Source organism: Patulibacter brassicae, from assembly GCF_033949425.1.
Classification (GTDB): Bacteria; Actinomycetota; Thermoleophilia; order Solirubrobacterales; family Solirubrobacteraceae; genus Patulibacter; species Patulibacter brassicae.
On sequence record NZ_JAXAVX010000020.1, the window covers coordinates 1 to 26,082 of the forward strand.

Below are 26,082 nucleotides of genomic sequence, written 5' to 3' on the forward strand. Positions count from 1 at the left end.
GGAGCGGCCGCGGGCGGCGCGGCGGGCGCAGCCGGGGCGGCGAAGCTCGCCGGCGGCGGCGGGGCGACGGCGGCCGGCGGCGCGGGCTCGACCGGCACCTGCTCGAGCAGCTGCGTCGCGTCGGGATCGGCGACGCCGAGGTCGTGCCCGACCTCCGGATCGTCGGTCTCGCCCCAGTCGGGCTCGTCGTCCTCGAGCTCCCCGGCCGTCACGGGGCCCAGGGCCTCGCGCTCCTGCCGCGCGATGTCGACCGGATCGGCCCCGCGCCGGCGCTTGAGATCGAGGTGTTCGCGGATCGCGTCGTCGAGAACGCCCATCGAACCGAAGCCTACTCGGCGTCGGCGCTCTCGTCAGCGGTGACGGTGCGATTGCGTCCGCTGCGCTTCGCCTCGTACAGCGCGCCGTCCGCGACGGCCACGAGCGAGGCCCCCGTGGCGCCCAGGCCGCCGACGGTGCCCGCCCCGATCGAGGTGGTGACCGAGATCTGCAGCCCGTCCTCCGTCACGACCCGCAGCCGCTGCACGCTCTCGCGCAGGCGCTCGGCGAGCATCAGGGCGCCCTCGGCGTCCGTGGCGGGCAGCAGCACCCCGAACTCCTCGCCGCCGAGCCGGGCGGGCGCGTCGAGCCCGCGCACGCCGTCGCGGAGCACCCAGGCGACCTCGCGCAGGACCGCGTCGCCCGTCTGGTGCCCGAAGCGGTCGTTGATCGACTTGAAGTGGTCGAGGTCGATCACGAGCAGCGAGAGCGGCTGGCCGTCGCGCTGCGCGCGGTCGACCGCCGTCCGCAGCAGCTCGTCGAAGCGCCGGCGGTTGGCGAGCCCCGTCAGCGGGTCGGTCAGCGCCTCGCGCTCGGCCTCCTCGTGGCGCCCGACGTTCTCCAGCGAGACCGCGGCCTGCCCGGAGAGGTACGCGACGACCTCGGCGTCGGCGGCGGTGAACGGCTCGCCGCGGCGGGCGACGGCGACGAAGCCGCGGATCCCGGCCTCCGATCCCATCGGGACCGCGAGGCCGTGGAGGTCGCCGTCGCTGACGAACCCGTCGTGCCCCTGGACGATCCGCTGCTCGGCGGCGTCCAGCAGCGGTCCGAGGCCGTCGCTCCATCCCGCGAGCGCCTCCTCCCGGGCGTCCGCCGTCGCGACCACCGCGCGCCCGCCGTCGGCGCGCACGGCGTCGACGGCCGCGCTGGCGACGATCTCCAGGAGGCCCTCGCGGTCGAGGTTGGCCGCGAACGTCTCGCCGATCCGCCGGATCGCCGAGCGCAGCCGCTCGCGCTCGTCGCCGAGCTCCTCGATCCGGCGCCGCAGCTGCTGGCTCATCGCGTTGAAGGCGCCCGCCAGCTGCGACAGCTCGTCCGTGCCGCTCGTCGGGATCTCCTCGTCGAACTCGCCGCGGCCCAGCCGGCGGGCGCCCTCCAGCAGGGCGCCGACCTGCCGCTGCAGCGAGCGGGAGACGACGAGCGCGCCGAGCGCCGCGAGCACGAGGAAGAGCGCCAGCGTGCCCAGCAGCGCGAAGCGGTCGCTCCGCGACGCCCGGACCTGGGTGCCGCTGGCCAGCAGGACGACCTCCTGCCGGGCGGTGCCGAAGCCCGGCTGCCGCAGCACGACCGCGGTCCAGTCCCCGCGACCCGTCGTCCCGACCCGCCCGGGCGCCGGCAACCGGCCCGTGTCGCGAGCGTCCCCCGCGAGCAGGCGGCCGGAGGGCAGGTCGCGGATCTGCACGTCGCGGCCGGTCAGCCGGCGCAGCCGGACCGCGAGCGCCCGCGGCCCGATCGTCGCGATCTGGATCCGGGCGAGCGCCCCGCCGCCGCCGGGCGCGACGAGCGTGCGCGACGCCGGGAGCAGCGCGGTCGGCGAGCCGACCTCGACGGCGGCAGCGGGTCGGCGGCCCCGGGCCGGCAGCACGATGCGGATCCGTCGCGCGTCGGTCGCCGGCGCGAGCAGCTCGCCCGCGCGCTCGCGGATCGCTGCGGCGTCGCGCTCGCGCAGGGCGGCGGCGAGCGTCCGGTCCTCGGCGATCTCGGCGGCGACCGCGCCGGCCTCCTCGGCCTGCTCCGCGAGGAGGGCGCTGGCGGCCCGGCCCTCCGACACGAGGGCGGCCTCGACCTTGCCGCGCTCGGCACCGTCGATCGTGCGCAGCAGGACGACGCCGACGGCCACGAGCGGCACGACGACGAGCAGGAGGAAGAAGAGGTTCAGGCGTGCCCGGAAGCTCACGCGCGCCGGAGCCTAGCCGGGACGCCCCCTCCACCGGGCGGCGTGGACGCAATCCTGAGCCGAGCGTCCAGGCTCGTGGCCGGGCGGCGGTCGGGAGCCGAGGGCGCCGGTATCGTTCACGCGAATGGACGCGCACGACGACGGCTCCGCCGCCGTACCCACCCCCGCGGGGGCCGCGCCCGAGGCGTCGGGATCACCGCTCCTGGAGATCTCCAACCGCGTCGTGGCGCTCCACAAGCGCTACTCCGGCAAGGGCCCGGAGAGCGCTCGGACGCACTACCACGGCGATCTCGTCGTCGTGATCCTGCGTGGCGGCTACACCCGGATCGAGCAGACGCTCATCGAGGAGGGCCACGAGGACACCGTCCACGTGCAGCGGCGCGAGCTGCAGCAGATCATGCGCGACGAGTACGTCCAGATCGTGCGCTCGGCGACAGGCCGCGAGATCGAGGCGTTCCTCAGCGCCAATCACCACGATCCCGACGTCCAGGTCGAGATCTTCCTGCTCGCCGACCCGGCCTGATCCGGCCGACCGGCGGGGCCGGCCCCGCGCCTCCCGCACGGGACCGGCCCTGATCGGCGTGCGGTCGGCCGCCGGCGACCCGGCGCCCGGCGCTCAGCGCGGGACGAACGAGAACTCGGTGCTCAGGTGGCCCTCGGCATCCTCGTCGCGGTAGACGAGGGCGAGCTCGTGCTCGTCCATGAGGGCGAAGAAGGCGTCCCAGGCGAGACCGTCGCCGGAGGCGGCGTCCCCGAGGGCGAAGGCGACGGGCGGCCCGTCGCGTCCGGCCCGGCGGATCGGCCGGGCGTCGCGCGCGGCCGCCCAGCGGCGGATCTCGGCGCGTTCGATGGTGTATCCGACGATGCCCTGCGGCATCGGTGTCACCTCCGTGATCGAGGCCCGGTGCGGGCCGTCGTTGCTCGGTGTGTCCGATCGCTACCCACGCTGGGCGGGACGATAACCGCGATCGCGGCGGCGCCCTCCTCCGATCGGCGGATGGCCGGCGCCCGCCGGCCGGGCGGTAGCGGCTCCGGGGGTTGCGTCCGCCCACGGCCCGTACTAGGTTCCGGCCAGTGCCGCTCGTCGCTTCTCCGACGGCGGATCCCGGCCTCCGGCGTCCCCGGCGGTCGGGGGTCGTCCCGGGACGCACGCACGGCGAGCCGCATGACACGTAGTCGGTCGTGCCTTCGTCGCCTGGATTCGGGCGCCGTCGCGCGTTCCCTGTTCGCTCCCCCCGAACGGAAGGCCCCCCGTGTCGACCACCGACCACCAGGACGTCGCGCTCCTGCGCCGCTACCACGAGCACGGCGATCTCGCGGCGCGCGACGAGCTCGCCCGCCGCGCCCTCCCGCTCGTCCGCTCCTGCGCTCGCCGCTACGCGGGCAGCGGCGAGCCCCTCGACGATCTCGTGCAGGTCGGCTGCATCGGGCTCGTCAAGGCGATCGACCGCTTCGACCTCGACAGCGGAACGCGCTTCGCGGCGTTCGCCGTGCCGAACATCACCGGGGAGATCAAGCGCCACTTCCGCGACTCCTGCTGGACCGTCCACGTGCCCCGCGCGATGAAGGAGCTCGACGCGCGGCTGCAGCAGGTCCGCGAGCGGCTCCTGCGCGAGGGCGGGGAGGAGCCGACCGCCGCGGTGCTCGCCGCGGCGCTCGGTGAGCCGGTCGAGCGGATCGAGGAGGCGCTGCGCGCCGGCAACGGCTACCGCGCGCACTCGCTCGACCACCCGACGGGCGAGGACCGCTCGCTGCTGGACACCCTCGGGGGCGGCGACGACGCGCTGACCCGCGCCGAGCAGCGCCAGACCGTGCGCGAGGCGATGCGCGGCCTCACCGACCGCGAGCGCCGTGTCGTCTTCCTGCGGTACTTCGAGGATCGCTACCAGCGCGAGATCGCCGACGACCTCGGCGTGTCGCAGATGCAGATCTCGCGCGTCCTGCGCCGCGCCGTCGCGAAGATGACCACCCGCGCCGCCGCGACCGCCTGACGCGCGTGCGCCGACCCGGCCCCGGCCCGGCTCACGGCTCCACGAGCTCGCGCTCGTAGAGGACGCTCGAGGACAGATCGCCGACCTGGTCGTAGAGGCTCCGCGCGCGCCCGTTGTAGGCCTGCGTCTGCCAGTAGAGCTTCGTGGCGCCGCGGCGGCGGGCCTCGTCGGCGACCGCCGCGATGAGCGCCCGGCCGACGTCGCCGCCGCGGGCCGCGGGCGCGACGTAGAGGTCCTCGAGGTAGGCGTACCCGCCGATGCTCCAGCTCGACGCGTGCAGGAGGGCGTGCGCGAGCCCGACGAGGACGCCTCCGTCGCCGACGGCGACGTGCCCCCACGAGGCGTCGCCCCCGGCGGCGAGCCGCGCGAAGGACCGCTCGGTGACCTCGGCGGGGAGGTCCTCGCGATAGTGGGCGAGGTAGCCGCGCCAAAGCGGGTCCCAGCCCTCCCGGTCGGACGCGGCGAGGGACCGGATGCGCAGGCTCATGGCCGCAGTCTCCCGCCCGCGCCGTCCCGCAGGACGTCGGCGCGATGCCGCTCCCGGTTTGAGCCCGTCGCCGCCCCGGTTTTGGCCGACGCACAACGAACATCCAGCCACGACAAGCCCCTACGCTGGATCCGGATGCCCGCCACGGCCCCCACCACGGACGCGCGCAACCGCCTGCTGCGGCGGCTCATGGCGCTGTCGATCGCCGCCGCGGTCCTCACGATCGCGCTGAAGGTCGGCGCGTGGGCGCTGACGGGCTCGGTCGGCCTGCTCTCCGACGCGGGCGAGTCGGTCGTGAACCTCGTCGCCGCCGTCGTGGGGCTCGTCGCGGTGATCTGGGCGGCGCTGCCGCCCGACGAGGAGCACGCCTACGGCCACGAGAAGGCGAACTACCTCTCGGCAGCGATCGAGGGCGCCCTGATCCTCGTCGCCGCCGGCACGATCGCGTACCTCGCGATCGGGCGGCTCGTCGATCCCGAGCCGATCGAGTCGGTCGGGCTGGGCCTCGTCGTCTCGAGCGCCGCGTCGCTCGTGAACCTCGTCGTCGGGCAGCTCCTCGTCCGCGTCGGCCGTCGCGAGCAGTCGCTCATCCTCGAGGCCGACGGCAAGCACCTCATGACCGACGTGTGGACGTCGGTCGGGGTGGTCGTCGGCGTCGCGCTCGTCGCCCTCACCGGCTGGGAGCGCCTCGACGCGATCGTCGCCCTCGTCGTCGCGGCGAACATCGTCGCCTCCGGCGTCGTGATCGTGCGGCGCTCGACGGACGGCCTGATGGACCGGGCGCTGGAGCGCGACGAGCTCGACCGCGTCGAGGCGGTGCTCGCGCGCTACCGCGGCGGCGGCATCGACTTCCACGCCCTCCGCACGCGCCGCGCGGGCCCGCGCGCCTTCGTGTCGATGCACGTGACCGTCCCCGGCGAGTGGTCCGTCCAGCGAGGGCACGACCTCGTCGAGCGGCTCGAGGGCGAGCTGCGCGAGGAGCTCACGCCGGTGACCGTCACGACGCACCTCGAGCCGCTCGAGGACCCCGCGTCCTACGCCGACGCGACGCTCGATCGCACCGACGTCGACGCGCCGGCGCGGCGCTGAGCGACGACCCGCGCGGCGGGCCGGTCCGCGGTCAGTCCTCCCGGACGACGATCCGGCGCACGAGCGCGTCGCGCAGCTCGGCGGGCGGCTCGATCGGCCGGTCGCCGCCGCGCGCGACGAAGACGTAGGTCACCGTCACCTCGGCGATGAGCTCCCCCGCGCGGCGGAACGTCGTGGCGGCCGTGAAGGACGTCGTCCCGACGCGCACGACGTCGACCGTCGCCTCGAGCCGGTCCTGCCAGCGCGCCGGGGCCCGGTAGCGGCACCCGCTCGCGACGACGACGGTGTCCAGCCCGTCGGCCAGGAGCTGGTCGTAGCCCCCGCGGACGGCGCGCCAGAGCGCCGTCGAGGCGACGTCGGCCCACGTGTAGTAGTGGGCGTTGAAGACGACGCCCTGCATGTCGCACTCGTGGTACTGGACCTCGAACGGCACGGTGACGGGCGCGGTCATCGCCCGGGAGCCTGCCAGACGCCGCCGGCCGGCCGGTGGGCCGGCGCCGTGCGCGCGGGGGGCCGCTGCCCCCGCGGGCCGCCCGGTGCTCGCATAGGCTGCGCGACCATGCCGAAGCTCGCCCCGACCGACGAGACGTTCCTCGCCACCGCCCCGAAGCGCTTCGAGCGCACCTTCGCGATCGCCCGCCCCGCCGCCGCCGTCTGGGAGGACCTCACCCGCGACGGCACGCTGGACTGGTGCCGCGCCCTGGGCTCCGGCGCGCAGTGGACCTCGCCGCGCCCGTTCGGCGTCGGCACCACCCGCACCGCCAGGGTCCTCGGCCTGCTCGCCGTGCAGGAGCGCTACGTCGTTTGGGAGGAGGGTCGGCGCAAGGCCTTCGTCGGCGAGTCGATCAACGTCCCGATCCTCAAGCGGATCGCCGAGGACTACGTCGTCGAGCCCGACGGCGAGGGCGCCTGCCGCTTCACCTGGACGGTCGCGGTCGAGGCGAGCGCCGTCGGCAAGCCGGGCGCCCCGCTGAACGCCGCGATCTTCGGCTCGCTCTTCAAGGACACCGCCAAGCACTACGGCGTCGCCTGATCGGGCGCCGCGCCGGGACGTCGCCCGCGGAGGGCGACGACCCCGGCGCGGCCGGATCAGTCCGCCGCGACGGCGGTGAGGGCGCCGTCCGGTGCCGGCGCGCCGGGCCCGTCGGCGGGCGGCTGCGGCGGCGCGGGGCGGCGCAGGAAGAACGCGACGATCGCGCACAGCACGGCGAGCACGACGCCGGCCAGCATCGCGTGCTGCACGCCCTCGGCGAGCGCCTGGACGTCGCCGGCCCCGTCGTCGGAGGCCGCGGTCGCGCCGCGGGTCATGATCGTGATGAAGACCGCCGCGCCGGCGGCGCCGGCGACCTGCTGGGCGGTGCTCACGATCGCGCTGCCGTGGGAGTAGCGCTGCGGCGGCACCGCGCCGAGCGCCGTGGTGAGCAGCGGCGTGAACATGAGCGCCAGGCCGATGCTCAGCACGACGTGCGCGGCGATCACGAAGCCCTTCGCGGTGCTCTCGCCGACCATCGCCAGGAGGACCATGGCGACGATCACGACGAGCGACGCGGGCAGGACGAGCGGCCGCGGTCCGACCCGGTCGTACGCGCGGCCCACGAACGGCGCGAGCAGCCCCATGACGAGCCCGCCGGGCAGCAGGATCAGGCCGGTGGTGAGCGTCGAGGCGTCGAGCACGTCCTGCAGGTAGATCGGCAGCACGATGAGCGCGCCGAGCAGCGTCATCATCGTCAGGCCGGCGAGCAGCGCCGCGACGCAGAAGAGCGGCGAGCTGAAGACGCGGAGGTCCAGCAGCGCCCGGTCGCCGAGCGACAGCTGCCGCCGGACGAACAGCGCGAGCGTCACCACGCCGACGGCGATCGGGATCGCCGGCGGGATCGGCGTGTGGCCCTGCGCCGCCTCACCGATGCTGCTCAGGCCGTAGACGACGCCGCTGAAGGCGATCGCCGACAGGACGACCGAGAGCACGTCGAGGTGCGCGCCCTGCGGCGCGGTGACGTTCTGGACCCAGCGCGCGCCGACGGCCAGCGAGAGCACCGCGCAGGGCAGGACGAGCCAGAACATCCAGCGCCAGTCGAGGACCTCGAGCACGACGCCGGAGATCGTCGGGCCGATCGCCGGCGCGACGGAGATGACGATCGAGATGACGCTCATCACCTGGCCGCGGCGCACCTCGGGCACGAGGCTCATGACCGTCGTCATGAGCAGCGGCATCATGAGCGCCGTGCCGATCGCCTGGACGATGCGGCCGACGAGGAGCACCGCGAAGCCGGGCGCGGTCGCGGCGATGAGGGTGCCGATCGTGAACGCCGTCATCGCGGCGATGAAGACCTGCCGGATCTCGAACCGCTGGAGCAGGAAGCCGGTGATCGGGATCACCACGGCCATCGTCAGCAGGAACCCGGTCGTGAGCCACTGGGCGGTCGTCGCCGGGATGTCGAGGTCCTGCATGAGCTCCGGCAGCGCGACGCTCATGATCGTCTCGTTGAGGATCACGACGAACGCCGAGACGACGAGCAGCGTGATCAGCCGGCGATGCTCGGGGGGCAGCGCCGCGGGCGCGGTGGAGGCGGTCGGCGCGGCGGACATGGCGGGCGACTATCGCAGAGCCCGACCACCGCCCGGCGGCCGGACGGCGTACGCGACGGGGCGGTCGATCGGCCGAAGCGGACCGGACGGTCCGGTGCGCGACCCGGCGCGGCGCCCCGCCCCCGGGCGGCCGCGCTCAGGCGTAGACGTCGGGCAGGTCGTTCTCGAAGAGGATCACGTCGCCGCGGCGCGAGAGCTCGGCGAGGCGGCGGTGCGCCGAGGGCCCGTCGGGCAGCACGATCGCGTGCTCGTCGGGGAAGCCGGCCTCGAGCAGCCCCTCCCGGATGACGGCCGCGCGCGGACCGCTGAGCAGGCAGAGATCGCAGCTGCGGGCGGCGATCCGCCCGAGCTCGCGGTTCTCGGCCTCCTCCTCGTCGCCGAGCTCGACCATCCCGGGCGTGACGAGGATCCGGCGCTGCGCCTCGTGGTGGCGCAGGACCTCGAGCGCGGCGGCCGCGCCGGACGGGTTGGCGTTGTACGAGTCGTCGATCACGACGATCCCGGCCGCCTGGTTGACGATCGGCGCGAGACGGTGCTCCGGGGGCTTCACGCGCCCCAGCGCGCGCGCCACCTGCTTCGCCGTCAGACCGGACTCGAACCCGACCGCCGCGGCCGCCAGGAGGTTCGCCACGTTGTGGGTGCCCAGCAGCTGCGCGCGGACCGGGGTGGACTCGACCTCGCCGTCGACCCGGCGGCAGAGCGCGAACTGCGTCCGGCCGTTGCGGACCTCCAGCCCCTCGGCCCAGAGGTCGGCGTCCGGGTGGGGCTGCGGGCTGAAGAGGACGGCGCGGGCCGCGGTCCGCGTGGCGGCGACGCGGCGGCAGCGCTCGTCGTCGGCGCGGGTGACGAAGACCCCGTCGGCGGGCAGCGCCTCGGCGATCTCGCCCTTCGCCCGCTCCGTGACGTCGAGCGAGCCGAACCGCTCCAGGTGCGCCGGGCCGATCGCGGTGAGGATCGCGATCCGCGGGTGCACGAGCGCGCAGAGCTCGGCGATGTCGCCCTCGCGGTAGGCGCCCATCTCGACGACGAACGACTGGTGGTCCTCGCGCAGCCCCTCGTTGATCGCGCGCACGACGCCGAGGTGGCTGTTGAACGACGCGGGCGTCGGATAGCTCGGCCCGGCGGTGTCGAGCACCGCGGCGACGCAGGCCTTCGTCGTCGTCTTGCCGTAGGAGCCGGTGATGCCGACGACGAGCGGCGCGACGGCGGCGAGCCGCTCGCGGGCGCTGCGGACGAACCGCTCCGTCTCCCGCCGCTGGACGGGACGCAGCGCGACGTTCGCCGCCGTGAGCCACCCCGGGCCGAAGGCGTGCAGCGCCCCGCCGAGCGCCCCGGCGACGACGACGGCGGCCTCGCCGGGCAGCGCCGCGGCGAGCCCGAGCAGCGGGACGCCCGGCAGGGCGAGGCTCAGGCCGAAGAGGCGCTTCGCCCGCTTCGTGAAGACGAGCGGCTTGATCTGGTCGCGACGCCAGACGCCGGCGAGGCGGAGGCCGGCGGAGACGAGCGCGACGGCCGCCGCCGCGATCCCGGCGCCCGAGGAGGCCAGCGCGACGCCCGCGACGGCGAGGCAGACGACCCAGAGCGCCAGGGACGCCGGGAGCTGCCGACGGTCCTCCCCGCGGTCGAGCCAGACGCGCAGGCGCGCGTTCTCGTAGTGCTCCTGCTGCAGGACGTGCAGCAGGACGTGCTCGCGGCCGGCGAGCAGCAGCAGCGCGGCGAGCGCGAGGAGCAGCGCGGCGAGCATCACGAGGCGACGCCCGCGGTCTGCTCGACGAGGAAGTGGCGCGCGATCCGGTTGAACTCGCCCGCGCGCTCGGCGTAGGCGAAGTGGCCGCCCTCGATGACGACGAGGCCGGCGTTCGGGATCGCGCGCTCCATCCGCTCGCCCATCCAGAGCGGCGTGTCGGCGTCGTCGCGGCCCCAGATGAGCAGCGTCGGCGCCGCGATCCGCGGCAGGCGGGGTGCGAGGTCCTCGCCCAGGACGTTGCGCAGCGTGCCGCGGAAGGACTCCGACGCGGCGAGCCAGTCGTCCGAGGCGACCTTGCGCCGCCAGCGGTCCTGGAGCCGCTTGCCGGGCGGTCCGCCCACGGCGCCGACGAGCCGGCCGAGCTTCGCCAGGCCGACCTTCCCGTAGTACGAGGCCTTGCGCCGGGGCTTGATCCCCGCCGCGCCGGTGAAGACGAGCCGGGAGACCCGCTCGGGGTGCTCCGTGCTCAGGACGATCGAGACGCGGCAGCCGAAGCTGTGGCCGACGATCGCGAACCGCTCGAACCCGAACCGGTCGGCGAGCGCCACGACGAGGCGCGCGTAGCGGGCGACGTCCCAGGACTCGGCCGGCTCGGGGCTCGTCCCGAAGCCCGGCAGGTCGATCGCCAGGAGCTCGGCGGCGTCGCCGAGGCCGGCGATGATCGACCCGACCGCCTCGATCGAGGCGCGCCACCCGTGCAGCACGATCACGGGGTCGCCCGACGCGGGCGCGTCGGGGCGGCGGTGGAGCACGTGGACCCGCGCCCCGTCGACCTCGACGAACGTGTCCTCATCCTGGAAGGCCATGGGCGCGGACATGGTCGCACCTCCCCCGGCTGCGGCGCCGTCGCGCCCCGCCCCTCGCCCGCCCCGGCGGGGTCCGATGGCGCGGGGCGACCGGCTAGCCTTCGGGCCGTGACGCCTGAGCAGCGGATGCACGTCGCCGTCGTCTTCGGCGGGCCCTCCGTCGAGCACGACGTCTCGATCATCACGGGCCAGCAGGTCCTCGCGATCCTCGGCGAGCGCCACGACGTCGTGCCGATCTACGTCGCCAAGGACGGGCGCTGGTGGACCGGCGAGTCCCTGCTGACGATCCAGGCGTTCGCGTCGGACCCGCCCGCCGGCGCGCGCCCGATCGAGCTGCGGCTCGGCTCGCCGACGCCGCTCGTGGCGCCGTCGTCCGGGCGGTTCAAGCGCGACGAGCCGCTGCGCGTGGACGTCGTCGTCAACGCGATCCACGGCACCGGCGGCGAGGACGGCTCGCTGCTCGGGGCGCTCGAGCTCGCCGGGCTGCCGTACGTCGGGCGCGGCGTGGCGGCCTCCGCGGTGGCGATGGACAAGCACCTCGCGAAGGTCGTCCTGCGCGACGCCGGGCTGGAGGTCCTCCCCCACGCGCGGTTCGAGCGCGACGCCTGGGAGCAGGACCCCGACGCCGTCCAGCGCGCCGCGCGCGAGCAGGGCGCGGACGTGATCGTCAAGCCGGCGACGCTCGGCTCGTCGGTCGGCGTCGGGCGCGCCCGCACCGACGAGGAGCTGCAGGACGCGCTGGAGCTCGCCTTCGAGCTCGACCGCCAGGTGATCGTCGAGCCGTTCGCCGCCGGCGCGCAGGAGATGAACGTCGCGGTCCTCGGGCGGCCCGGCGGCGAGTACGTCGTGTCCGAGGTCGAGCAGCCGCTCGGCGGCGACGACGGCCTGAGCTTCGACGACAAGTACCTCCGCGGCGGCAAGGGCGCAGGCGGCAAGGCCGGCGGCGCGAAGGGCGCCGCCGCCACGGGCGGGACGAAGGCCGCCGGCGACGGCAAGTCCTCCGGCATGGCCGGCCAGGACCGGCTCATCCCCGCGCCGATCGAGCCGGAGCTGCGCGACCGGCTGCGGGCCGCGGCCGAGCAGGCCCACCGTGCCCTGCGGATCGCCGGCGTCACGCGCTACGACTTCTTCGTCCTCGAGGACGGCCGGATCCTGCTGAACGAGCCGAACACCGTGCCGGGCTCGTTCGCCTTCTACCTCTTCGAGCACGTCGGGATCGCGTTCCCCGAGCTGCTCGAGCGGCTCGTCGGGATCGCCGTCGCCGAGGCTCAGGAGGAACGCAGCACCACGCGCTACTTCGCGTCCGCGCTCATCGACATGCACCTTGGCCGCGCATGAGCTCCTCGGTCATCGTCGCCTGCGGCGGGCGCTCGCTCGAGCGCACGATCAGCCTGCAGTCGGGCCGCCGCGCCGCCCAGGCGCTGCAGCAGCTCGGCTACGAGACGACGGTGCTCGACGTCGACGAGTCGTTCATCCCCGAGGTCCAGCAGGCCGACCCGGCGTTCGTCTTCCTCGCGCTGCACGGCGCCGGCGGCGAGGGCGGGACCGCGCAGGACATCCTCGGGATCCTCGACATCCCGTACACCGGCTCGGACGCGGTCTCCTCGGCGCTCTGCCTCGACAAGCACCTGTTCAAGGCACTGTGCGTCCTGCGCGGGATCCCGACGCCGGCCTGGCACGCCTTCACCCAGCAGGCGTTCACGGAGTACGGCGCCGGCGTCGCCCTCGGCCCGATCGCGGCGCAGTTCCCCGACGGCCTCGTCGTGAAGCCGGCCAGCGAGGGCTCGTCGCTGGGCATCTCGATCGTCCGGGGCGAGGAGCACCTGCGCGGCGCGATCGTCGCGGCGCTGAGCTACGGCGACCGCGTGCTGCTGGAGGAGTACATCCCCGGCCGCGAGCTCGCGGTCACCGTCGTCGGCCCCGCGACCGATCCACGCGTCCTGCCGGTGATCGAGATCGTCTACGACGACCCGCTCTACAGCTTCGCCGCGCACTACGAGATCGGCAGCGCCCAGGTCCGCGCCGCCGACCTGCCGCCGGACCTCGACGCGACCGTCCGCGACGTCGCCGCCCGCGCCTACGCCGCCGCCGGCTGCCGCGACTACGCGCGCGTGGACATCCGCCTCGACGACCGCGGCCCCTGGGTGCTGGAGATCAACACCGCCCCCGGCCTGACGGAGACCGGCCCGACTCCGGCCGCCGCCGACATCGCGGACCTGAGCTTCACGGGGCTGATCGAGACGATCTGCCGCCGCGTGCGCGGCTGACGGACCGGGGCCTGCCTCGGCGGGCGGACCTCACGACCTCGCTCCCGACGAGAGGTCCTCGCCGGGCCGGCCGACGGCAACCGTCCCGCGCCGGGCCGGTGCCTCGTGCGAAGACGGCAACGGCAGACGCGCGATCCGCGCGGCCTCGGGCTCGTCGACCCCGAACGCGCGCAGCGCGCTCAGCGCGACGACGCGGTCGGCATCGGCCCCCACATGACCGTCGAGGATCCGGCGGACGACCGCCAGGGCGCCGGCGATGATCGAGCTCACCGCGATGTCGAGGTCGTCGATCGCGAACCGCCCCGCGTCGCACGCACGCGAGAGCGCCGTCTCCGCGAACGGCCGGCTGGCCTCGACGAACAGCCGCTCACCATGGTCGAGGTTCACCAGCACCCGGCAGAGCTCTGGGTCCTCGTACGCGCGGCGGACGAATCGCCGGAGCGCCGCGATCGCGGACTCGGCCGGGTCGCCGTCGGCCTCGGCGACGGCGCCGATCTCGCCGGCCAGCGCCTCGATCGACTCGCCTACGACGGCCGCGACCAGCTCGTCCTTCGACGCGAAGTGGTTCTGGAACGATCCGAGCGCCACCCCGGCCCGGCTCGTGATCTCGGCGATCCGCAGCCCCGACGCGCCGCGGTCGGCGATGATCTCCGCGCCGGCGTCCAGCAACCGGCGCCGGGTGCGCTGACGACGCCGGTCGGGCGTCCGGGAGACCGGACCGACCCGCCGGTCGAAGAACCCTGCGTCTCCGCTCCGCGGCCCGGTCCGATCGGCGTGCATCGTGCGTGCCCGGCCTCGCGGCCTCAGAGGAGGAGCAGCAGCGCGATCAGCGCGCCGCCGACCCCGGCGCAGTAGCCGAGCAGGACGAGACGCAGCCAGGCCGGCGCGGCATGGACCTCCATGAACCGGTCGCCGACGAGATACGCCTTGAGGAACGAGATCGCGAGGATCGCCGAGCCGGTCCCCTCGCCCCCGCCCTGCCCCCACCCGAGCACGGCCGAGACGACGGTCGCGCCGACGAGCACGAGCCAGGCGAGACCCAGCGGGGAACGGAGGACCTGGACGACGGAGGGCATGGATCAGACGAGGTAGAGGAGCGGGAAGAGGACGATCCAGAGCAGGTCGACCATGTGCCAGAAGACCCCGCCGCCCTCGGCGTACGTGCGCTCGCGTGCGGAGAGCTCGCCGCCGCGGCGCGTGAGCCGGACGAGACCGGCGAGGACGAGCAGGCCGCACGCGAGGTGGAACCAGTGCACCCCGGTGAGGACGAAGTAGTACATGAGGAAGTCGTCGCTCTGGGGGGTCAGGCCCTGCGAGAGCTTGTCGGCGTACTCGGCGACCTTGAGAACCGAGAACGCCAGCCCGCAGCCGATCGCCAGCCACAGCAGACGGCGCGCGGCAGCGGGGGCCGTGGCGAGCAGCCGCAACGCCAGGGCCACCGCGAGCGAGCTCGTCAGCAGCAGGACCGTGTTCACGATCCCGAAGAGCGGGATCAGCTGCTGCTGGCTGGCGTGGAACGTCTCCAGCTGGCCGGAGCGATCCACGAGGTAGGCGCCGAAGAGGAACGCGAACACCGTCATGTCCGCGAGCACGAAGACCCACGTGCCGAGCTCGCCGGGGACGCGGCGCGCCGGCGCCGCGCGCGGATCAGCGGACATCGGAGACCTCCGGGGCGGGCGGACCCGCGGCCTCCTCATCGGCGATCGCGCGCAGGAGGCAAGTGACGTTCGCCGCGAACTGGAGGATGAAGACGATCGCCGGGATCCAGACGACGAAGATCCCCTGCCAGGCGAACGGGCCGTGGTGGAAGAACGGCAGCAGCACCGAGGGCGCGAACGAGATCGGGGCCCAGACGTTGAAGTACGCCAGCCAGCGCGGGAAGAGCGAGGGCGAGCGGCGGTCGGCGAGGATCGCCCAGGCGAACGCCCAGTTCTGCGTCAGGAACGGGGTCCACGGCATCACCGCGAGGATCCAGAACATGTCGTTCAGCAGCCGGATCGTCTCGTCGGGCCGGTCGACGCGGAACGCCGCGATCTCGAGGAAGAGCCCCGGCACGAGGTACGTCAGGCAGCCGAAGGCGCCCGACGCCAGCTGCACGTAGTGGACCGACCGGTGCACTCCCGGGATCCGCGACATCTGCGCCGAGATGACGCCGGTGAACGCCGCGTAGAAGAGGCCGGCGACGATGAAGCAGAGCCCGCCGAGCTGGATCGAGACCTGGTGCTCGCGGTAGTGCCGGGCGATCTCGGCCGCCGAGTCGTCGGCCCCGACCGGCGGGATGAAGCCCGCCAGCGCGAAGCCGCCGATGAAGATCGCGATGCAGGCCGCGCCGCCCCAGGCGCAGGCGCGCTGGAACGTCATCATCATCCGGAACTGCGTGAGCCGCGGGTCGGGCGGCGGCGAGGCACCGGCGGACGGCGGACGGACGGCGGTCGTGCTCATGGTGCCGCCCGGTAGAGGCGCGGGTAGGCGGCCGTTCGACCCTGGAACGTCCACGGCTGCTGGGTGCGGCAGTCCGGCACGCCGGTCCCGAAGGCCGGGAAGATCGCCGGGTTGTCGACGTTGCGGCAGTCATAGGCCTTCAGGCCGCCCTTGGCGATGTTCAGCGCGGAGCCCGGCGCCGGGTAGGGGTTCTGGCGGTTCGTCGGCAGCTTCTTCACCCAACCGCCGACGATCTCGTTCCAGATCGTCAGGCCGGCGCTGACGTACGAGCGGGTCTTGTCGCCGGGGACGATGTGCTGCCCGTTCGTCATCGAGGCGACGTTCGCGGCGGCGCCGACGACCGAGTCGCGGTTGAGGGCCAGGAGCTGCATCAGCGGGTTCACCTCGCGGGCGTTGTCGTAGATCGAGCGCAGCGACGGACCGGCGACGTCGAGCACGCGCTCGAGCGACTGCACGCCGGGTCGGCTGGCGACGCTCACGCCGGGCAGCTGGCCGAACACGCGCTGGAAGACGGGCGTGTCGCCGATCAGCGACTGCAGCGCGGGACGCAGCAGCGGGACCGTCGGGCGCAGGGATGCCGTGGCGCGCTGCAGCTCGGGGCCGGCCTCGCCGACCTCGCGAGCCGCGGACCGCAGCGAGGTCAGGAAGGGCGGCAGCGCCGCGATCGTCGCCTGCAGGGAGCGATCGCGCCGGGCCGTGGTCTCCAGCACCGCGTCGGTCTGCCGGATCGTCGAGACGAGCGCGGCCGACCGCGAGCCGACCGCGTCGAAGACGCTCGCCGCGTCGCTGACCAGCGCCGTGAGCCGGTCGTCCTGCCCGTCGAGGGTGCGCAGGACGACGTCGAGATTCGTCGCCAGCGGCGCGACGTGGCCGAGCGCGCGGTTCGTGGCCTGGGCGCGATGGGCGAACGCCTCGTCCAACCCGCCGATCATCCGCCGGAACTGCGCGCGGGTGCGCGGATCGAACGTCGCCAGCACGTCGTCGAGGCGCTGCGCCCGCCGGACGTCGCGGCGGGGGATCGTCCCGCCGTCGGGGAGCAGCGGCGCGGTCGCCGGCCCGGGCGTGAGCTCGAGGTACGCCTCCCCGAGCAGGCTGCGGGAGCGCACGAGCGCCTTCGCTCCGCGCCGCAGCGGGGCGTGCTCGCCGTCGATCTCGAGCTCCAGCCGCGCCTGCCGTCCGGCCCGGTCGACCTTGCGCACGCGGCCGATGTCGATCCCGGCCGTCTTCACCGGCGTGTTGGCGAACACGGAGTCGGCCTCGGGCACGACGACCGCGACCCGGTAGCCGCGGCCCTCCAGCGGCACGTCGCCGCCGAAGGAGCGCCAGATCGCGATCGTGATGAGCGCGCACGCGATCACGAAGCCGATCGGCAGGATGAGCGCCGTCCAGGGCGGGGTCTTCGTCTGCATCAGCTCGCGGGGCAGATCTGGGACGTGCCGGTCAGCAACCGGAAGAGGGGCGCGAGGTCGACGACCTGCGTCATCTGCTGGCAGTTGACGTTCAGCGCGACGCGGAGGATCCCGCCGTGGGCGTCGGCGGTGCTCGCAGAGGAGTTCCAGTTCTGCGCGAACCAGGCGAGCCAGAACAGCATGCCCTCCTCCTTGCCCGGCGGGTTGTAGCCGATCTCGTTGAGCACGTAGTTCGTCGTCTGCGCCACCCGGCTGAGGTCCGGCGTGAGGGCCATGACGTTGCGCACGGCCGGCTGCAGCTGCCCCGCCAGCGGCTGGGCGGCCTGCACGAGCGGGCGGATGTCGCGGCGCATCGCGCCGGTGAGCGAGCGCATGAACGGCTGCGTCGAGCGGAGCGTGGCGGGCAGTCGCCGGACCTCCGGCAGCAGGGCGTCGCTCGTGCGTCGCAGCTCGTCCGAGAGCCGCCCGACGGAGCCGATCGTCGACGACGCCCGGCGCAGCGTGCCGGGCAGGCGATCGAGCGAGGCGCGCAGCGGGCGGTCCTCGGCGGCGACCGCCGACAGCGTCCGCTCGGCGTTCGCCACGACCTCGGCGAGCTTCCCGTCGGCCGCACCGGCGCGCGTCACCGCGGCGACGTTGCTCACGAGGCGCGCGAGCTCCGCGCGTCGCCCGTCGACCTCCCGCGCGACCGCCCCGACGTCGGCGCTCGTCGGGCCGAGGAGGAGCAGCAGCCGCCGCATGTCCGGGGCCCGGTCGCGCGTGCCGCGACCGACGCCGTCGAGCAGCCCGACGAGGAACCCGCGGGTGTCGACGTCCAGCTGCGAGAGGAGGTCCGCCAGCGGCACCGGCGACGAGCTGCGCTCGAGGGGAAGCCGCTCGTCCTCCCCCAGGACCGGCGCGCGCTCGGTGCCCGGGTCGAGATCGAGCTGCATGTCCTTCAGCGGCGTGATCGGCCGGAGGTCCGCGCGGGCGTCGCGGTGCACGCGCGGCAGCTTGCCGCGGTCGATCCGCAGGGTCAGCTCGGCGTTGCGGCCCACGATCCGCGCCTCGGCGATCGAGCCGACGCGGACCCCCGAGACGTCGACCGACTGGCCGAGTCCGGGGGCGACGCCGTCGGCGCTCGGCACGACGACCCGCACGTCGTAGGTGTCGCGGAACGGCACGGGAAGCCGCTGCTTGACGAGGACGAAGAGCGCGACGCCGCTGCCGGCGAGCGCCAGCAGCAGGATCACCGCGACCGGGCGGGCGTGCTCGCGGATGGCGCGCCTCATCGCGTGGCCTCCGCGTCCTCGGCTCCGGCGAGCGCGCGTCGCGCGTCGCGCAGCACGCGCTCGTTCTCGGCCTGCCGCTGCTCCAGCGTCATCGTGGACTGCGGTGCCGGCACCCGTCGCAGGCCGCTGCGCTCGAACGGCACCGGCGTGGAGCGCAGGTTCACCCCGCCCTGCGCCGCGCACCACTGGTCGGGCCGCTTCGCCGGCTGCCGGTCGTACCCCAGCCACGGCGGGTTCATGCCGACGGCGCCCTGCGTCCCAGCCTGGATCATCTCGCCGAGCCCCGGGATCGTTGCCTGGAAGACGTTGTCGCCCGTGCCGAGACCGGCCCGGATCGTCGTGCCGTTGGCGTCGAAGTCCGAGGAGGCGCCGGTGAGGCTCGCCAGGGTGTGGAGCAGCTGCTTCCAGACCGGCTGGTCGATCGTCAGCGGACCGTCGTAGACCTTGTCGTTCAACGTCGGCACGATCTGGCGGCTGAAGCACTGGCCGATCGGCGTCACGAGCGGCAACAGGAACGCGAGGCGTTCCTCGAGGGCCGGGAGGCTGCGCACCGGCTCGTCGAGCCGCGACAGCAGGCGCGGGAGCGCCGCCGGCTCGACGAACCGGCCGAACTCGCGCAGCGCCGCGGTGAAGTCCCGCTGGGAGTCCGGCAGGGCACGCAGGGTCGGGCGCAGGGCGCGCGAGAGCTCCCGCACCCGGGGCAGCGCGGCGTCGATCTTCGTCAGCGAGGCCGGTGCGGTCCGCAGCGTCGTGGCGGCGTTGCGGATCGAGGCCGAGAGCGCGGCGTCGTGGTCGGCGAAGGCCGCCACCGTCCGCTCGTAGCTCGTGACGAGGCCGGCGAGGACCGCCGGATCGCGCGCCAGCGCATCGGTGAAGGCCGTCGTGCCCTGCATCGCGCGGCGCAGGTCGCCCCGCCGGCGTCCGCGCAGCGCCGCGCTGACTCGCCCGGCGGGGGCGAGCGCCCGCGAGAGCTCGTCGGTCGCCGTGCGCAGCGCCCGGGCACCGGTCGTCCGTCCCGCGGCCGGGGTGGCCGAGCGCCCGTCGCCGAGCCCCGCGGCCAGGCCGCCGACGGCGTCCCGCGCCCGGCGACGCACCGGGGCGTCGAAGGTGCTGAGGACCTCGTCGAGCTGCACCGGATGCGACGTCTGACGCACACCGACGACGTCGCCGTCGCGCAGCGCCGGACGGCGCGTGCTGCCGGGGTCGACGCGCACGTAGAAGTTGCCCTCGAACGCCAGGCGCGGCTCGACGTCCAGTCGCGCGTCGTCGTGGATCGTGGGCGCGTCGCCCTTCAGGTGCATCGTCACGAGGGCCCGGTCGTCGGCGCCGATCTCGATCGAGGTGACGCGCCCGATGTCCAGGCCGCCGACGCGCACCGCGCTGCCGGCCTTCAGCTGGTTGGCGTCGGCGAACACGGCGCGCAGCTCGGTCCCGCCCTGGAAGGCGCTGCGCCCGAAGGCGACGAGCAGCGCTGCGGCGACGACCGCGGCCAGGACGCCGGCGGCAAGCAACTGGTGGCGACGCAGGTGCTGGCCGGGACGGCGCTGGCCGCGGCCCTTGACGATCGCGTTCACGGGCGGTCCCCCGGGGGGCGGTCGAGGAGTCCGGCGCGGCGCGCGTGCTCGATGACGCCCGCCGGCGGGTAGGTCGCAATCGTGTTGCGGCTCTGGTTGCCGGGCGGGCTGGCGAGCGACTTGCGCCCGAATTGGAACGGCTCGTTGCCGGCCTCGCACTCCTGCGCGTTCTGTCGCGGCAGGTAGTTGACGTGGAGGTTGTCGTGCTGCTCGCGGTTCTGCAGCAGCTCGATCGGGTTGGAGCCAAGCGCCTTGATGTAGGCGACGCCGGTGCTCGGTCCGCGGCCGTTGCCGGAGAAGCCGAAGGCCTCGTAGAAGTTCTGGCCCCAGAGGCTGAAGGTGTTGCAGTGGATCTGGGCGGGTGCGACGCGATCCATCAGCTCGCCGACCGCCGCGAAGAGCTCGTCGACCTTGCGCAGCGAGCCATCGGTCTGCGGCAGCGCGGCGAACGTCCGAGCGCTGCGCAGCGCCGTCGTCAGGGCCGAGGTGAGGCGCGGCAGCTTCCGCGCGGCGCCGGTGCCGCGACGGAAGGTCTCGCTCGTCTCGCGCAGCGCCGCGGGCAGCAGCCGGGACGCTGGGAGCAGGTCGACCGAGATCGCCGCGAGCCCGTCGAGCCCGGGGCGCAGCCGAGCCAGCGAGCGGGTCGTGACCTCCGCCGTCGGGGGCAGCTCCTCGAGCGTCCGGCCGAGGTCCTCCCGCGCCGACGCGACCGCGCGGAACGTCCGGGCGCCGCCGTCGACGAGCGACCCGAGCTCCTCGGCGCTGGAGCCGACGGCCTCCATCGTGCGGGCGTATCCGGCCAGCAGCCCGCCGAGGCGCGTCGACTCCGCGGAGAGGGCGCGAGCGACCGCCGTCAGTGGCCCCGCGGCGCGTCCGAGGCGCTCGATGCCCTCGCCGAGCGCGGCACCGCGACCGGCGGTCGCCGCCGCGACGTTCGTGATCGACCGCTGCAGGCCGCGGCTCGTGCGCGGATCGAAGAGGTCCAGGAGGTCGGTGAGCTCGACGGTCGAGCGGGAGCGGGACGCGGCGAGCGTGCCGCCCGGCGCGATCCGGCGCGCGCTGCGCCCCGGCACGACGTCGAGGTACGTCGCGCCCAGCACCGAGACCGGCCGGATCCGCACCGTCGTGTCGACCGGCAGGTGCGGCACGTCGCTGTCGAGCTTCAGCGACAGGACGGTGCGCGGAGCCGCTCCGGCGCGGGCGGGCTGCGCCTCGACGTCGGCGACCTGCCCGACCCGCACCCCGCCGATCCGGACCTGGTTGTTCTTGATCATGCGGTTGGCGTCCGGCACCTCGACCCGCAGGTCGTAGGCCGGCACGAGCGGCAAGCCGGTGTTCGCGGTGAACGAGACGTAGACGGCGGCCAGGCCGGCGAGCAGCCCCGCGATGGTGAGGAGGACCTCGACGCGGAGCGGGAGCCGGCGGCGCCTGGTGGTCGGCGAGGGCGCCATCACTTCCCCAGCAGCTGGTCGATGGTGCGGACGAGGTCGCGCCGACTGCGCTCGGACAGGTCCTTCGCGGTGTACGTCCGATTCGAGGACCGCCCGGCCGCGGCGCGGGGAGCGGCCCCCGGCTCGTTGGACGGGCGTCCGGCGCTGAGGGGCTCGCCGCCGGGGCCGTTGATCGGGATCCGGCCCTTCCCCGGACCGTCGAACTTCTGGCTGCAGCTCGGGTCGGCTTGGTTGACGAAGCACTTGGCGGCGAGCACGAGGCTGACCGAGAGCATGTGCGACACGCCGTCGAAGGTCGTCGAGAGGGTCGTGAGGCCGTAGAGCATGTTCAGGATCGACTCGACCCCTCCGGTGTCCCGCAACGAATCGAGGAACTGCCGCGTCGAGGCCATCGGCGCCGCGATCCGCCCCGAGACGTCCGCGAGCCGCCGCACGACCGGCGTCAGCGCCGGGGCGGCCGCCCGCCCCTCGCGCGCGGCGGCCGCGAGACTGCGGACCGACGGCACTCCCGCTCGCGAGAACGCCGGGACCTGACGGTGGACCGCGGCCAGCCCCGGCGCCGCCGCCCGGAGCCGCCGGGCGGTCGGCGCGAGGTTGCGCGACGCGACGTCGAACGACGTCAGCGACCGATCGAGCTCGTCGAGCAGGGGCGGCAGACGGCGGATCGACGCCCGCAGCGCCCCGCGATGCTGGGCCGTGGTGCCGGCGACCGTCGCGGCCTGTCCGACGAACTCGCGGATCTGCGCGTCGCGGCCGGCGAGCTGCGCCAGCACCCGATCGGTCTGCTCGATGCCCGATCGGAGGTCGCCGCGCTGGCGCCGCAGGATCGCCAGGAGCTCACGCGTCTGCTCGAGGGCGGGGTTCGCTCGGCGCAGCAGGGCGTTCAGGTCGCCGCCGCGCCCGATCGTGGCGCCGCCGATCTCGGTCAGGAGGACCCGCACGCGCTGGGAGACAGGCAGCGAGAAGGTGTCGATGACCTGCTGCAGCGTCACGGAGACCTGCGTCCGCCCGACCGGGACCGTCGGTCGGCCGGTCGCCGCGTCGACGCGCAGCGCGCCGCGCCGGGGGCTGCCCGGATCGCACTCGACGAAGTTCTCGCTGACGAACCCCTCCGGCAGGATCCGGCAGCGCGCGTCGGCGTGGAACGGCCCGAAGCGCCGGTCGACGTCGAAGGTCATCCGCGCCTTGCGGTCGGCGGTCAGCGCGACCTCGCGCACGGTGCCGACCTTCGCGCCCGCGATCTTCACGAGCTGCCCCGGGACCATGCCGCGGGCGGTGTCGAAGATCGCGTCGAACCGGTACTGCCGCTCGCCGCCGGGGCGTCCGACGATCGCGACGGCCACGAGCCCGGCGACGAGCGCACCGACCAGGAGGAGCCGCCTCATCGGTCGCTCCCCGCGCGGCGTGCCGCGTCGGACGGCTCGGGCTCGGGCGCCAGCGACCGCCGGTCGCCGACGCAGTCGTTCTGCGTGCGGCAGATCGCCGTCGGGCTGTTGACGAGCCGCGACATGCTCTGCGTCGGGTCGCAGATGCCCTCCTTCGGGTACCACGGGTTGGACCCGTCGGGGGCCGGCGGAGCGTTGGAGCCCGGGCACCGGTTCCGCTGGTTCGTGGCGGTGTTCATGACGCCCGGCAGCAGGCCGAGCGCGCCCGTGAGGTTCGGCACGAGGGGCGCCGCGACGCCGCCGAGGAACGTCTGCGGGCTCTGCAGGAACTCGAGCTTCAGGTACTTCCCGAACTGGTTGTACTGGCCCGACGAGATGCCGGTGAGGCCGTTGATCACGCCGAGGATGAGGTCGGAGCCGTAGAACCGCAGGCCCTCGAGGATGTGCTGCGAGTCGTCGAGGCCCTTCGCCGTCGACCGCAGTGCGGCGGTCGCGTCGCCCTCCAGCCGCGGCAGCGCCTCGAGGCCCCGCTGGACGGCCGGCAGCAGGCCGCTGAGCTGCCGGATCGGGCCCTGGGACGCGCCGAGCGTCGTGGGCACCTGGCGCAGGAGCGCGCGCAGTCCGGGTTGCGGCCCCGGCACGAGGCGCAACGTCGGGCGCAGGTCGGTGGCGGTGGCGGCGACCGACGCCATCGTGCCGCGCATCTGCCGCAGCGTCGCCGGGGCTCGGTCGAGCGCCGCACCGAGCGCCCCGCGCTCTGCGGCGACGGCGGCCATCGTCCGGCTCGTGCCGTCGATCGCCGCGGCGAGGGCCTGCGAGCGCTCGCCGACCGCCCCCGCCGCCTTCCCGGCCGAGGCGATCAGGCGCTCGATCTCGTCGCGGTCGCGCGACAGGTCGCCGACGAGCGCGTCGATCCGTCCGACCGCGGGGTCGAGCTCGCGCAGCATCGCGTTGAAGCGCTTCGCGCCGGTCCCGGCGTAGACCTCGGCGGAGCGTCCGACGAGCCCCTGGATCCGGCGGCGCATCTCCGGGTCGACGGCGTTGAGGATCTGGTCGAGGTCGACGATGCCGGCGGTCTGCGTGGCGGGGACCACCGCGCCGTTCGGGAGCGCCGGGGCGCTGTCGGGGCCGGGGCCGACGTCGAGGTAGCGGTTCGTCAGCGTCGCCTGACCGACGGCGCGGATCGAGATCCGGGTGCCCTCGCGCAGCGGGTCGTAGCGATCGTCGGTGATGCGGAACCGCACGTCCGCCTGACCGTCCGGCGTCAGCGTGACCGCCTGGATCGTCCCGATCGTCTTGCCGGCGACCTGGACGAGCCCGCCGCGCACGAGCTGCCCGGCGTTCGCGAACCGCGCGTGCAGCTCGTAGTCCTCGCCGGAGCGGAGCAGAACGGCGGCGACGACCGCGACGAGCAGCAGCGCGCCCCCGAGCAGGCCGCCGCGGCGCGCGCCGCGGCGCCGGGCGCGACGCCCGGTCGGGATGGTGACGGGCGGCACGGTCAGCCGCCGATCGGGAGTCGCGAGACGGGCGGGCCCACGTGGACCTGGGCGACGATGCGACGCAGCACGGCCGTCATCCGCCGATCGGGAGTCGTGGGATGCCGCCCCAGAAGATCTGGGAGCCGATGATCCCGATGAAGTGGACCCCGATGAGGTTCACGATCATCGCGCGGGCGGTGGCCGTGCCGACCTCGACCGGGCCGCCGCGCACGCGGTAGCCGTAGTAGCAGCCGACGAGCACGACGAAGCTCGCCATGGTCATCGCCTTGAGGCTGGAGAACACGTAGTCCTGCGGCGACTGGAACTTCCAGAACAGCTCGAAGTAGCCGCCGGGCGACACCTGCCCGATCTGCAGCACCACGGCCACGTAGGAGCCGACGAACGAGACGCCGACCGCGAGCGCGTAGACGAACGGCAGCACGAGCCACGTGCCGAGCAGCCGCGTCGAGCAGAGGTAGACGAGCGAGTCGAGGCCCATGACCTCGAGCGCGTCGACCTCGTCGGTGATCCGCATCGTCCCGATCTCGGCGACGTAGCCCGTGGAGACCTTCGCGGCCATCATGTACCCGAACGCGTAGGGCGTGATCTCGCGCAGGTCGCCGATCGCGGCGAACGCGCCGGCGACCGACGGGGCCCCGACCTGGCGGGCGGCGTAGGAGCCCTGGATCCCAACGATCAGGCCGAGCGCGAGGACCATCCCGAGCACGACAACGAGGGACCCGGTGACCAGCACGCTGGACTGGCGGAGGACCTCGCCGAAGTACCGCAGCACCCGGCCGCTGCCGATCCCGCGGAGGATCTGCCCGGAGACGAGCGCGCCGTCGCCGACGGCGAGCGCCCCATCCTGCACGCGGGTCCGCAGCATCAGCGGACCTCGGAGAGGATCGGGTTCGTCGCCAGCAGGATCTGCGTGAACGTGTAGTCGATCGCGCCGATCAGCAGGAAGGCCGTGACGACGGCCTGGTTGACCGCGCGTCCGACGCCCTCCGCCCCGCCGCTGGCGTTGATGCCCTTGTAGCAGCAGACGGTCGCGATCATCGCGCCGAACAGCGCGCACTTCAGGAACGAGGCGGCGAGCTCCAGCGTCGTCGCCGAGCTGAAGAAGGCGGAGAAGAACGGCCCGAGCGGCGCGCCGTTCTGCAGCACGACGACGACGGCGCCGGCCACCCCGGCCAGGAGCGCGAAGACGTTGAAGAGGAGGCAGATCGCGACGATCGCCAAGAGCCGCGGCACGACGAGCGACTTCACCGTGTCGATGCCCAGGACGCTCAGCGCGTCGACCTCTTCGCGGACCTTGCGTGCCCCGAGGTCGGCGGTGATCGCCGTGCCGACCGCGCCGGCGACGACGATCGCGGTGACGAGCGGCGAGAAGAACCGCACGACGATCAGGACGTAGATCCCGCCCATCCGGTCCAGCGCGCCGAAGAGCCCGAGGAAGTTCGAGGCCTGGATGCCGGCCGGCCCGAACGAGAGCGCGAACGACGTGATGATCAGCGGGAAGATCGCGATCTTCAGCGCGAACCGGAACTGCTCGACGAACTCGGGTGCGTAGTCGAACGGTGGTCGGACGGCACGGCTGAGCGCGAGGCCGAGCAGGCGGAGCATCGCCCCGAGCTCCGACGGGTCGCGCGTCGTCGCCGAACGGCGCGTCGGGCGGCGTCCGCGCAGGACGCCAGGAAGTCTCTCGGCCAGGCCGCTCATCGCTCACACATCCGGGACCCCAGCATGGGTCGACAGCACGCCGGGAACCTGCAGTCGCACAGCCCCTCCAGACAGCACGACCGACCTCCGGCTTGCGGCAATATACACACCATCTAACCCTCCGTAAAGAGACAACGTTTCTCACTTGGTTTCCGGAACGACCGA

The 26,082-nt window shown here is 74.3% G+C and carries 25 protein-coding genes and 1 pseudogene; 6 read left to right on the forward strand and 20 right to left on the reverse strand.

Annotated features, from left to right (window positions below; all coding sequences use genetic code 11):
* Positions 1-317: pseudogene (locus tag SK069_RS19335) on the reverse strand (hypothetical protein); the annotation flags it as partial.
* 11 nt (positions 318-328) lie between these two features.
* On the reverse strand, positions 329-2,212 hold the full coding sequence (locus tag SK069_RS19340) for a diguanylate cyclase (RefSeq protein ID WP_319955907.1): 1,884 nt from the start codon (positions 2,210-2,212) through the stop codon (positions 329-331).
* 124 nt (positions 2,213-2,336) lie between these two features.
* Here SK069_RS19340 and SK069_RS19345 point away from each other — a divergent pair, with 124 nt between their 5' ends.
* Complete coding sequence (locus SK069_RS19345) at positions 2,337-2,735, forward strand: Na-translocating system protein MpsC family protein (RefSeq protein WP_319955908.1); 399 nt, start codon at positions 2,337-2,339, stop codon at positions 2,733-2,735.
* 93 nt (positions 2,736-2,828) lie between these two features.
* On the opposite strand, the gene SK069_RS19350 is transcribed toward SK069_RS19345, so the two are convergent.
* Entirely contained in the window at positions 2,829-3,089 is a 261-nt protein-coding gene (locus SK069_RS19350; protein ID WP_319955909.1) for a hypothetical protein, read from the reverse strand.
* 376 nt (positions 3,090-3,465) lie between these two features.
* Between SK069_RS19350 and SK069_RS19355 the strand changes: the two genes are divergently transcribed.
* Complete coding sequence (locus tag SK069_RS19355; protein WP_319955910.1) at positions 3,466-4,203, forward strand: SigB/SigF/SigG family RNA polymerase sigma factor; 738 nt, start codon at positions 3,466-3,468, stop codon at positions 4,201-4,203.
* Positions 4,204-4,234: 31 nt separating this feature from the next.
* Here SK069_RS19355 and SK069_RS19360 read toward each other — a convergent pair whose 3' ends face one another.
* A complete protein-coding gene (locus SK069_RS19360; RefSeq protein WP_319955911.1) occupies positions 4,235-4,690 on the reverse strand; it encodes a GNAT family N-acetyltransferase in 456 nt (151 codons plus the stop codon).
* A gap of 135 nt (positions 4,691-4,825) precedes the next feature.
* Between SK069_RS19360 and SK069_RS19365 the strand changes: the two genes are divergently transcribed.
* Complete coding sequence (locus tag SK069_RS19365; RefSeq protein WP_319955912.1) at positions 4,826-5,779, forward strand: cation diffusion facilitator family transporter; 954 nt, start codon at positions 4,826-4,828, stop codon at positions 5,777-5,779.
* Positions 5,780-5,810: 31 nt separating this feature from the next.
* Here the strand turns inward: SK069_RS19365 and SK069_RS19370 are convergent, their stop codons facing one another.
* The gene (locus SK069_RS19370; RefSeq protein ID WP_319955913.1) at positions 5,811-6,230 is read right to left on the reverse strand and encodes an acyl-CoA thioesterase; all 420 of its coding nucleotides are present in this window, start codon (positions 6,228-6,230) and stop codon (positions 5,811-5,813) included.
* Positions 6,231-6,338: 108 nt separating this feature from the next.
* Between SK069_RS19370 and SK069_RS19375 the strand changes: the two genes are divergently transcribed.
* Positions 6,339-6,812 (forward strand): SRPBCC family protein, encoded by a 474-nt coding sequence (locus SK069_RS19375; RefSeq protein ID WP_319955914.1) that lies wholly within the window; start codon positions 6,339-6,341, stop codon positions 6,810-6,812.
* Between the two features lie 56 nt (positions 6,813-6,868).
* Here the strand turns inward: SK069_RS19375 and SK069_RS19380 are convergent, their stop codons facing one another.
* The 3 genes from SK069_RS19380 to SK069_RS19390 all read right to left on the reverse strand — a co-directional run bounded on the left by SK069_RS19380 (position 6,869) and on the right by SK069_RS19390 (position 10,918).
* A complete protein-coding gene (locus SK069_RS19380) occupies positions 6,869-8,365 on the reverse strand; it encodes an MDR family MFS transporter (RefSeq protein ID WP_319955915.1) in 1,497 nt (498 codons plus the stop codon).
* 136 nt (positions 8,366-8,501) lie between these two features.
* Complete coding sequence (locus SK069_RS19385; protein ID WP_319955916.1) at positions 8,502-10,109, reverse strand: UDP-N-acetylmuramoyl-tripeptide--D-alanyl-D-alanine ligase; 1,608 nt, start codon at positions 10,107-10,109, stop codon at positions 8,502-8,504.
* Complete coding sequence (locus SK069_RS19390; protein WP_319955917.1) at positions 10,109-10,918, reverse strand: alpha/beta fold hydrolase; 810 nt, start codon at positions 10,916-10,918, stop codon at positions 10,109-10,111. The genes SK069_RS19385 and SK069_RS19390 overlap by 1 nt, the downstream gene beginning before the upstream one ends.
* A 108-nt stretch (positions 10,919-11,026) precedes the next feature.
* On the opposite strand from SK069_RS19390, the gene SK069_RS19395 reads away from it, so the two are divergent.
* Together SK069_RS19395 and SK069_RS19400 are read left to right on the forward strand one after the other, a co-directional pair.
* On the forward strand, positions 11,027-12,256 hold the full coding sequence (locus SK069_RS19395) for an ATP-binding protein (protein ID WP_319955918.1): 1,230 nt from the start codon (positions 11,027-11,029) through the stop codon (positions 12,254-12,256).
* The gene (locus SK069_RS19400; protein WP_319955919.1) at positions 12,253-13,185 is read left to right on the forward strand and encodes a D-alanine--D-alanine ligase family protein; all 933 of its coding nucleotides are present in this window, start codon (positions 12,253-12,255) and stop codon (positions 13,183-13,185) included. Before SK069_RS19395 ends, SK069_RS19400 begins: the two co-directional genes overlap by 4 nt.
* A gap of 30 nt (positions 13,186-13,215) precedes the next feature.
* On the opposite strand, the gene SK069_RS19405 is transcribed toward SK069_RS19400, so the two are convergent.
* The 12 genes from SK069_RS19405 to SK069_RS19460 form a co-directional block, all read right to left on the reverse strand.
* A complete protein-coding gene (locus tag SK069_RS19405; RefSeq protein WP_319955920.1) occupies positions 13,216-13,854 on the reverse strand; it encodes a TetR/AcrR family transcriptional regulator in 639 nt (212 codons plus the stop codon).
* Between the two features lie 134 nt (positions 13,855-13,988).
* On the reverse strand, positions 13,989-14,261 hold the full coding sequence (locus SK069_RS19410; protein WP_319955921.1) for a cytochrome C oxidase subunit IV family protein: 273 nt from the start codon (positions 14,259-14,261) through the stop codon (positions 13,989-13,991).
* Between the two features lie 3 nt (positions 14,262-14,264).
* Positions 14,265-14,843 carry a cytochrome c oxidase subunit 3 gene (locus SK069_RS19415; protein ID WP_319955922.1) on the reverse strand — a complete coding sequence of 193 codons (579 nt, stop codon included), beginning with the start codon at positions 14,841-14,843 and terminating at the stop codon, positions 14,265-14,267.
* Complete coding sequence (locus SK069_RS19420) at positions 14,833-15,627, reverse strand: hypothetical protein (protein WP_319955923.1); 795 nt, start codon at positions 15,625-15,627, stop codon at positions 14,833-14,835. Before SK069_RS19420 ends, SK069_RS19415 begins: the two co-directional genes overlap by 11 nt.
* Positions 15,624-17,036: an MlaD family protein gene (locus tag SK069_RS19425; RefSeq protein WP_319955924.1), complete on the reverse strand. Its 1,413-nt coding sequence runs from the start codon at positions 17,034-17,036 to the stop codon at positions 15,624-15,626. Before SK069_RS19425 ends, SK069_RS19420 begins: the two co-directional genes overlap by 4 nt.
* A complete protein-coding gene (locus tag SK069_RS19430; RefSeq protein ID WP_319955925.1) occupies positions 17,036-18,307 on the reverse strand; it encodes an MlaD family protein in 1,272 nt (423 codons plus the stop codon). Before SK069_RS19430 ends, SK069_RS19425 begins: the two co-directional genes overlap by 1 nt.
* A complete protein-coding gene (locus SK069_RS19435; RefSeq protein ID WP_319955926.1) occupies positions 18,304-19,881 on the reverse strand; it encodes an MlaD family protein in 1,578 nt (525 codons plus the stop codon). The genes SK069_RS19430 and SK069_RS19435 overlap by 4 nt, the downstream gene beginning before the upstream one ends.
* Positions 19,878-21,332, reverse strand: a complete 1,455-nt coding sequence (locus tag SK069_RS19440) for an MlaD family protein (RefSeq protein ID WP_319955927.1) — start codon at positions 21,330-21,332, stop codon at positions 19,878-19,880. The genes SK069_RS19435 and SK069_RS19440 overlap by 4 nt, the downstream gene beginning before the upstream one ends.
* Complete coding sequence (locus SK069_RS19445; protein WP_319955928.1) at positions 21,332-22,717, reverse strand: MlaD family protein; 1,386 nt, start codon at positions 22,715-22,717, stop codon at positions 21,332-21,334. Before SK069_RS19445 ends, SK069_RS19440 begins: the two co-directional genes overlap by 1 nt.
* Positions 22,714-24,213 (reverse strand): MlaD family protein, encoded by a 1,500-nt coding sequence (locus SK069_RS19450; protein ID WP_319955929.1) that lies wholly within the window; start codon positions 24,211-24,213, stop codon positions 22,714-22,716. Before SK069_RS19450 ends, SK069_RS19445 begins: the two co-directional genes overlap by 4 nt.
* A 76-nt stretch (positions 24,214-24,289) precedes the next feature.
* Positions 24,290-25,081 (reverse strand): ABC transporter permease, encoded by a 792-nt coding sequence (locus tag SK069_RS19455; protein WP_319955930.1) that lies wholly within the window; start codon positions 25,079-25,081, stop codon positions 24,290-24,292.
* Positions 25,081-25,821 carry an MlaE family ABC transporter permease gene (locus SK069_RS19460; protein ID WP_319955931.1) on the reverse strand — a complete coding sequence of 247 codons (741 nt, stop codon included), beginning with the start codon at positions 25,819-25,821 and terminating at the stop codon, positions 25,081-25,083. The genes SK069_RS19455 and SK069_RS19460 overlap by 1 nt, the downstream gene beginning before the upstream one ends.
* Positions 25,822-26,082 lie beyond the last annotated feature (261 nt).

Bases quoted from the DNA above. Each gene is read 5' to 3' on its own strand.
- SK069_RS19345 (WP_319955908.1), top strand. From the start codon at position 2,337: ATGGACGCGCACGACGACGGCTCCGCCGCCGTACCCACCCCCGCGGGG.
- SK069_RS19350 (WP_319955909.1), bottom strand. From the start codon at position 3,089: ATGCCGCAGGGCATCGTCGGATACACCATCGAACGCGCCGAGATCCGC.
- SK069_RS19360 (WP_319955911.1), bottom strand. From the start codon at position 4,690: ATGAGCCTGCGCATCCGGTCCCTCGCCGCGTCCGACCGGGAGGGCTGG.
- SK069_RS19365 (WP_319955912.1), top strand. From the start codon at position 4,826: ATGCCCGCCACGGCCCCCACCACGGACGCGCGCAACCGCCTGCTGCGG.
- SK069_RS19370 (WP_319955913.1), bottom strand. From the start codon at position 6,230: ATGACCGCGCCCGTCACCGTGCCGTTCGAGGTCCAGTACCACGAGTGC.
- SK069_RS19375 (WP_319955914.1), top strand. From the start codon at position 6,339: ATGCCGAAGCTCGCCCCGACCGACGAGACGTTCCTCGCCACCGCCCCG.
- SK069_RS19380 (WP_319955915.1), bottom strand. From the start codon at position 8,365: ATGTCCGCCGCGCCGACCGCCTCCACCGCGCCCGCGGCGCTGCCCCCC.
- SK069_RS19385 (WP_319955916.1), bottom strand. From the start codon at position 10,109: ATGCTCGCCGCGCTGCTCCTCGCGCTCGCCGCGCTGCTGCTGCTCGCC.
- SK069_RS19390 (WP_319955917.1), bottom strand. From the start codon at position 10,918: ATGGCCTTCCAGGATGAGGACACGTTCGTCGAGGTCGACGGGGCGCGG.
- SK069_RS19400 (WP_319955919.1), top strand. From the start codon at position 12,253: ATGAGCTCCTCGGTCATCGTCGCCTGCGGCGGGCGCTCGCTCGAGCGC.
- SK069_RS19410 (WP_319955921.1), bottom strand. From the start codon at position 14,261: ATGCCCTCCGTCGTCCAGGTCCTCCGTTCCCCGCTGGGTCTCGCCTGG.
- SK069_RS19415 (WP_319955922.1), bottom strand. From the start codon at position 14,843: ATGTCCGCTGATCCGCGCGCGGCGCCGGCGCGCCGCGTCCCCGGCGAG.
- SK069_RS19420 (WP_319955923.1), bottom strand. From the start codon at position 15,627: ATGAGCACGACCGCCGTCCGTCCGCCGTCCGCCGGTGCCTCGCCGCCG.
- SK069_RS19425 (WP_319955924.1), bottom strand. From the start codon at position 17,036: ATGCAGACGAAGACCCCGCCCTGGACGGCGCTCATCCTGCCGATCGGC.
- SK069_RS19430 (WP_319955925.1), bottom strand. From the start codon at position 18,307: ATGAGGCGCGCCATCCGCGAGCACGCCCGCCCGGTCGCGGTGATCCTG.
- SK069_RS19440 (WP_319955927.1), bottom strand. From the start codon at position 21,332: ATGGCGCCCTCGCCGACCACCAGGCGCCGCCGGCTCCCGCTCCGCGTC.
- SK069_RS19445 (WP_319955928.1), bottom strand. From the start codon at position 22,717: ATGAGGCGGCTCCTCCTGGTCGGTGCGCTCGTCGCCGGGCTCGTGGCC.
- SK069_RS19455 (WP_319955930.1), bottom strand. From the start codon at position 25,081: ATGCTGCGGACCCGCGTGCAGGATGGGGCGCTCGCCGTCGGCGACGGC.
- SK069_RS19460 (WP_319955931.1), bottom strand. From the start codon at position 25,821: ATGCTCCGCCTGCTCGGCCTCGCGCTCAGCCGTGCCGTCCGACCACCG.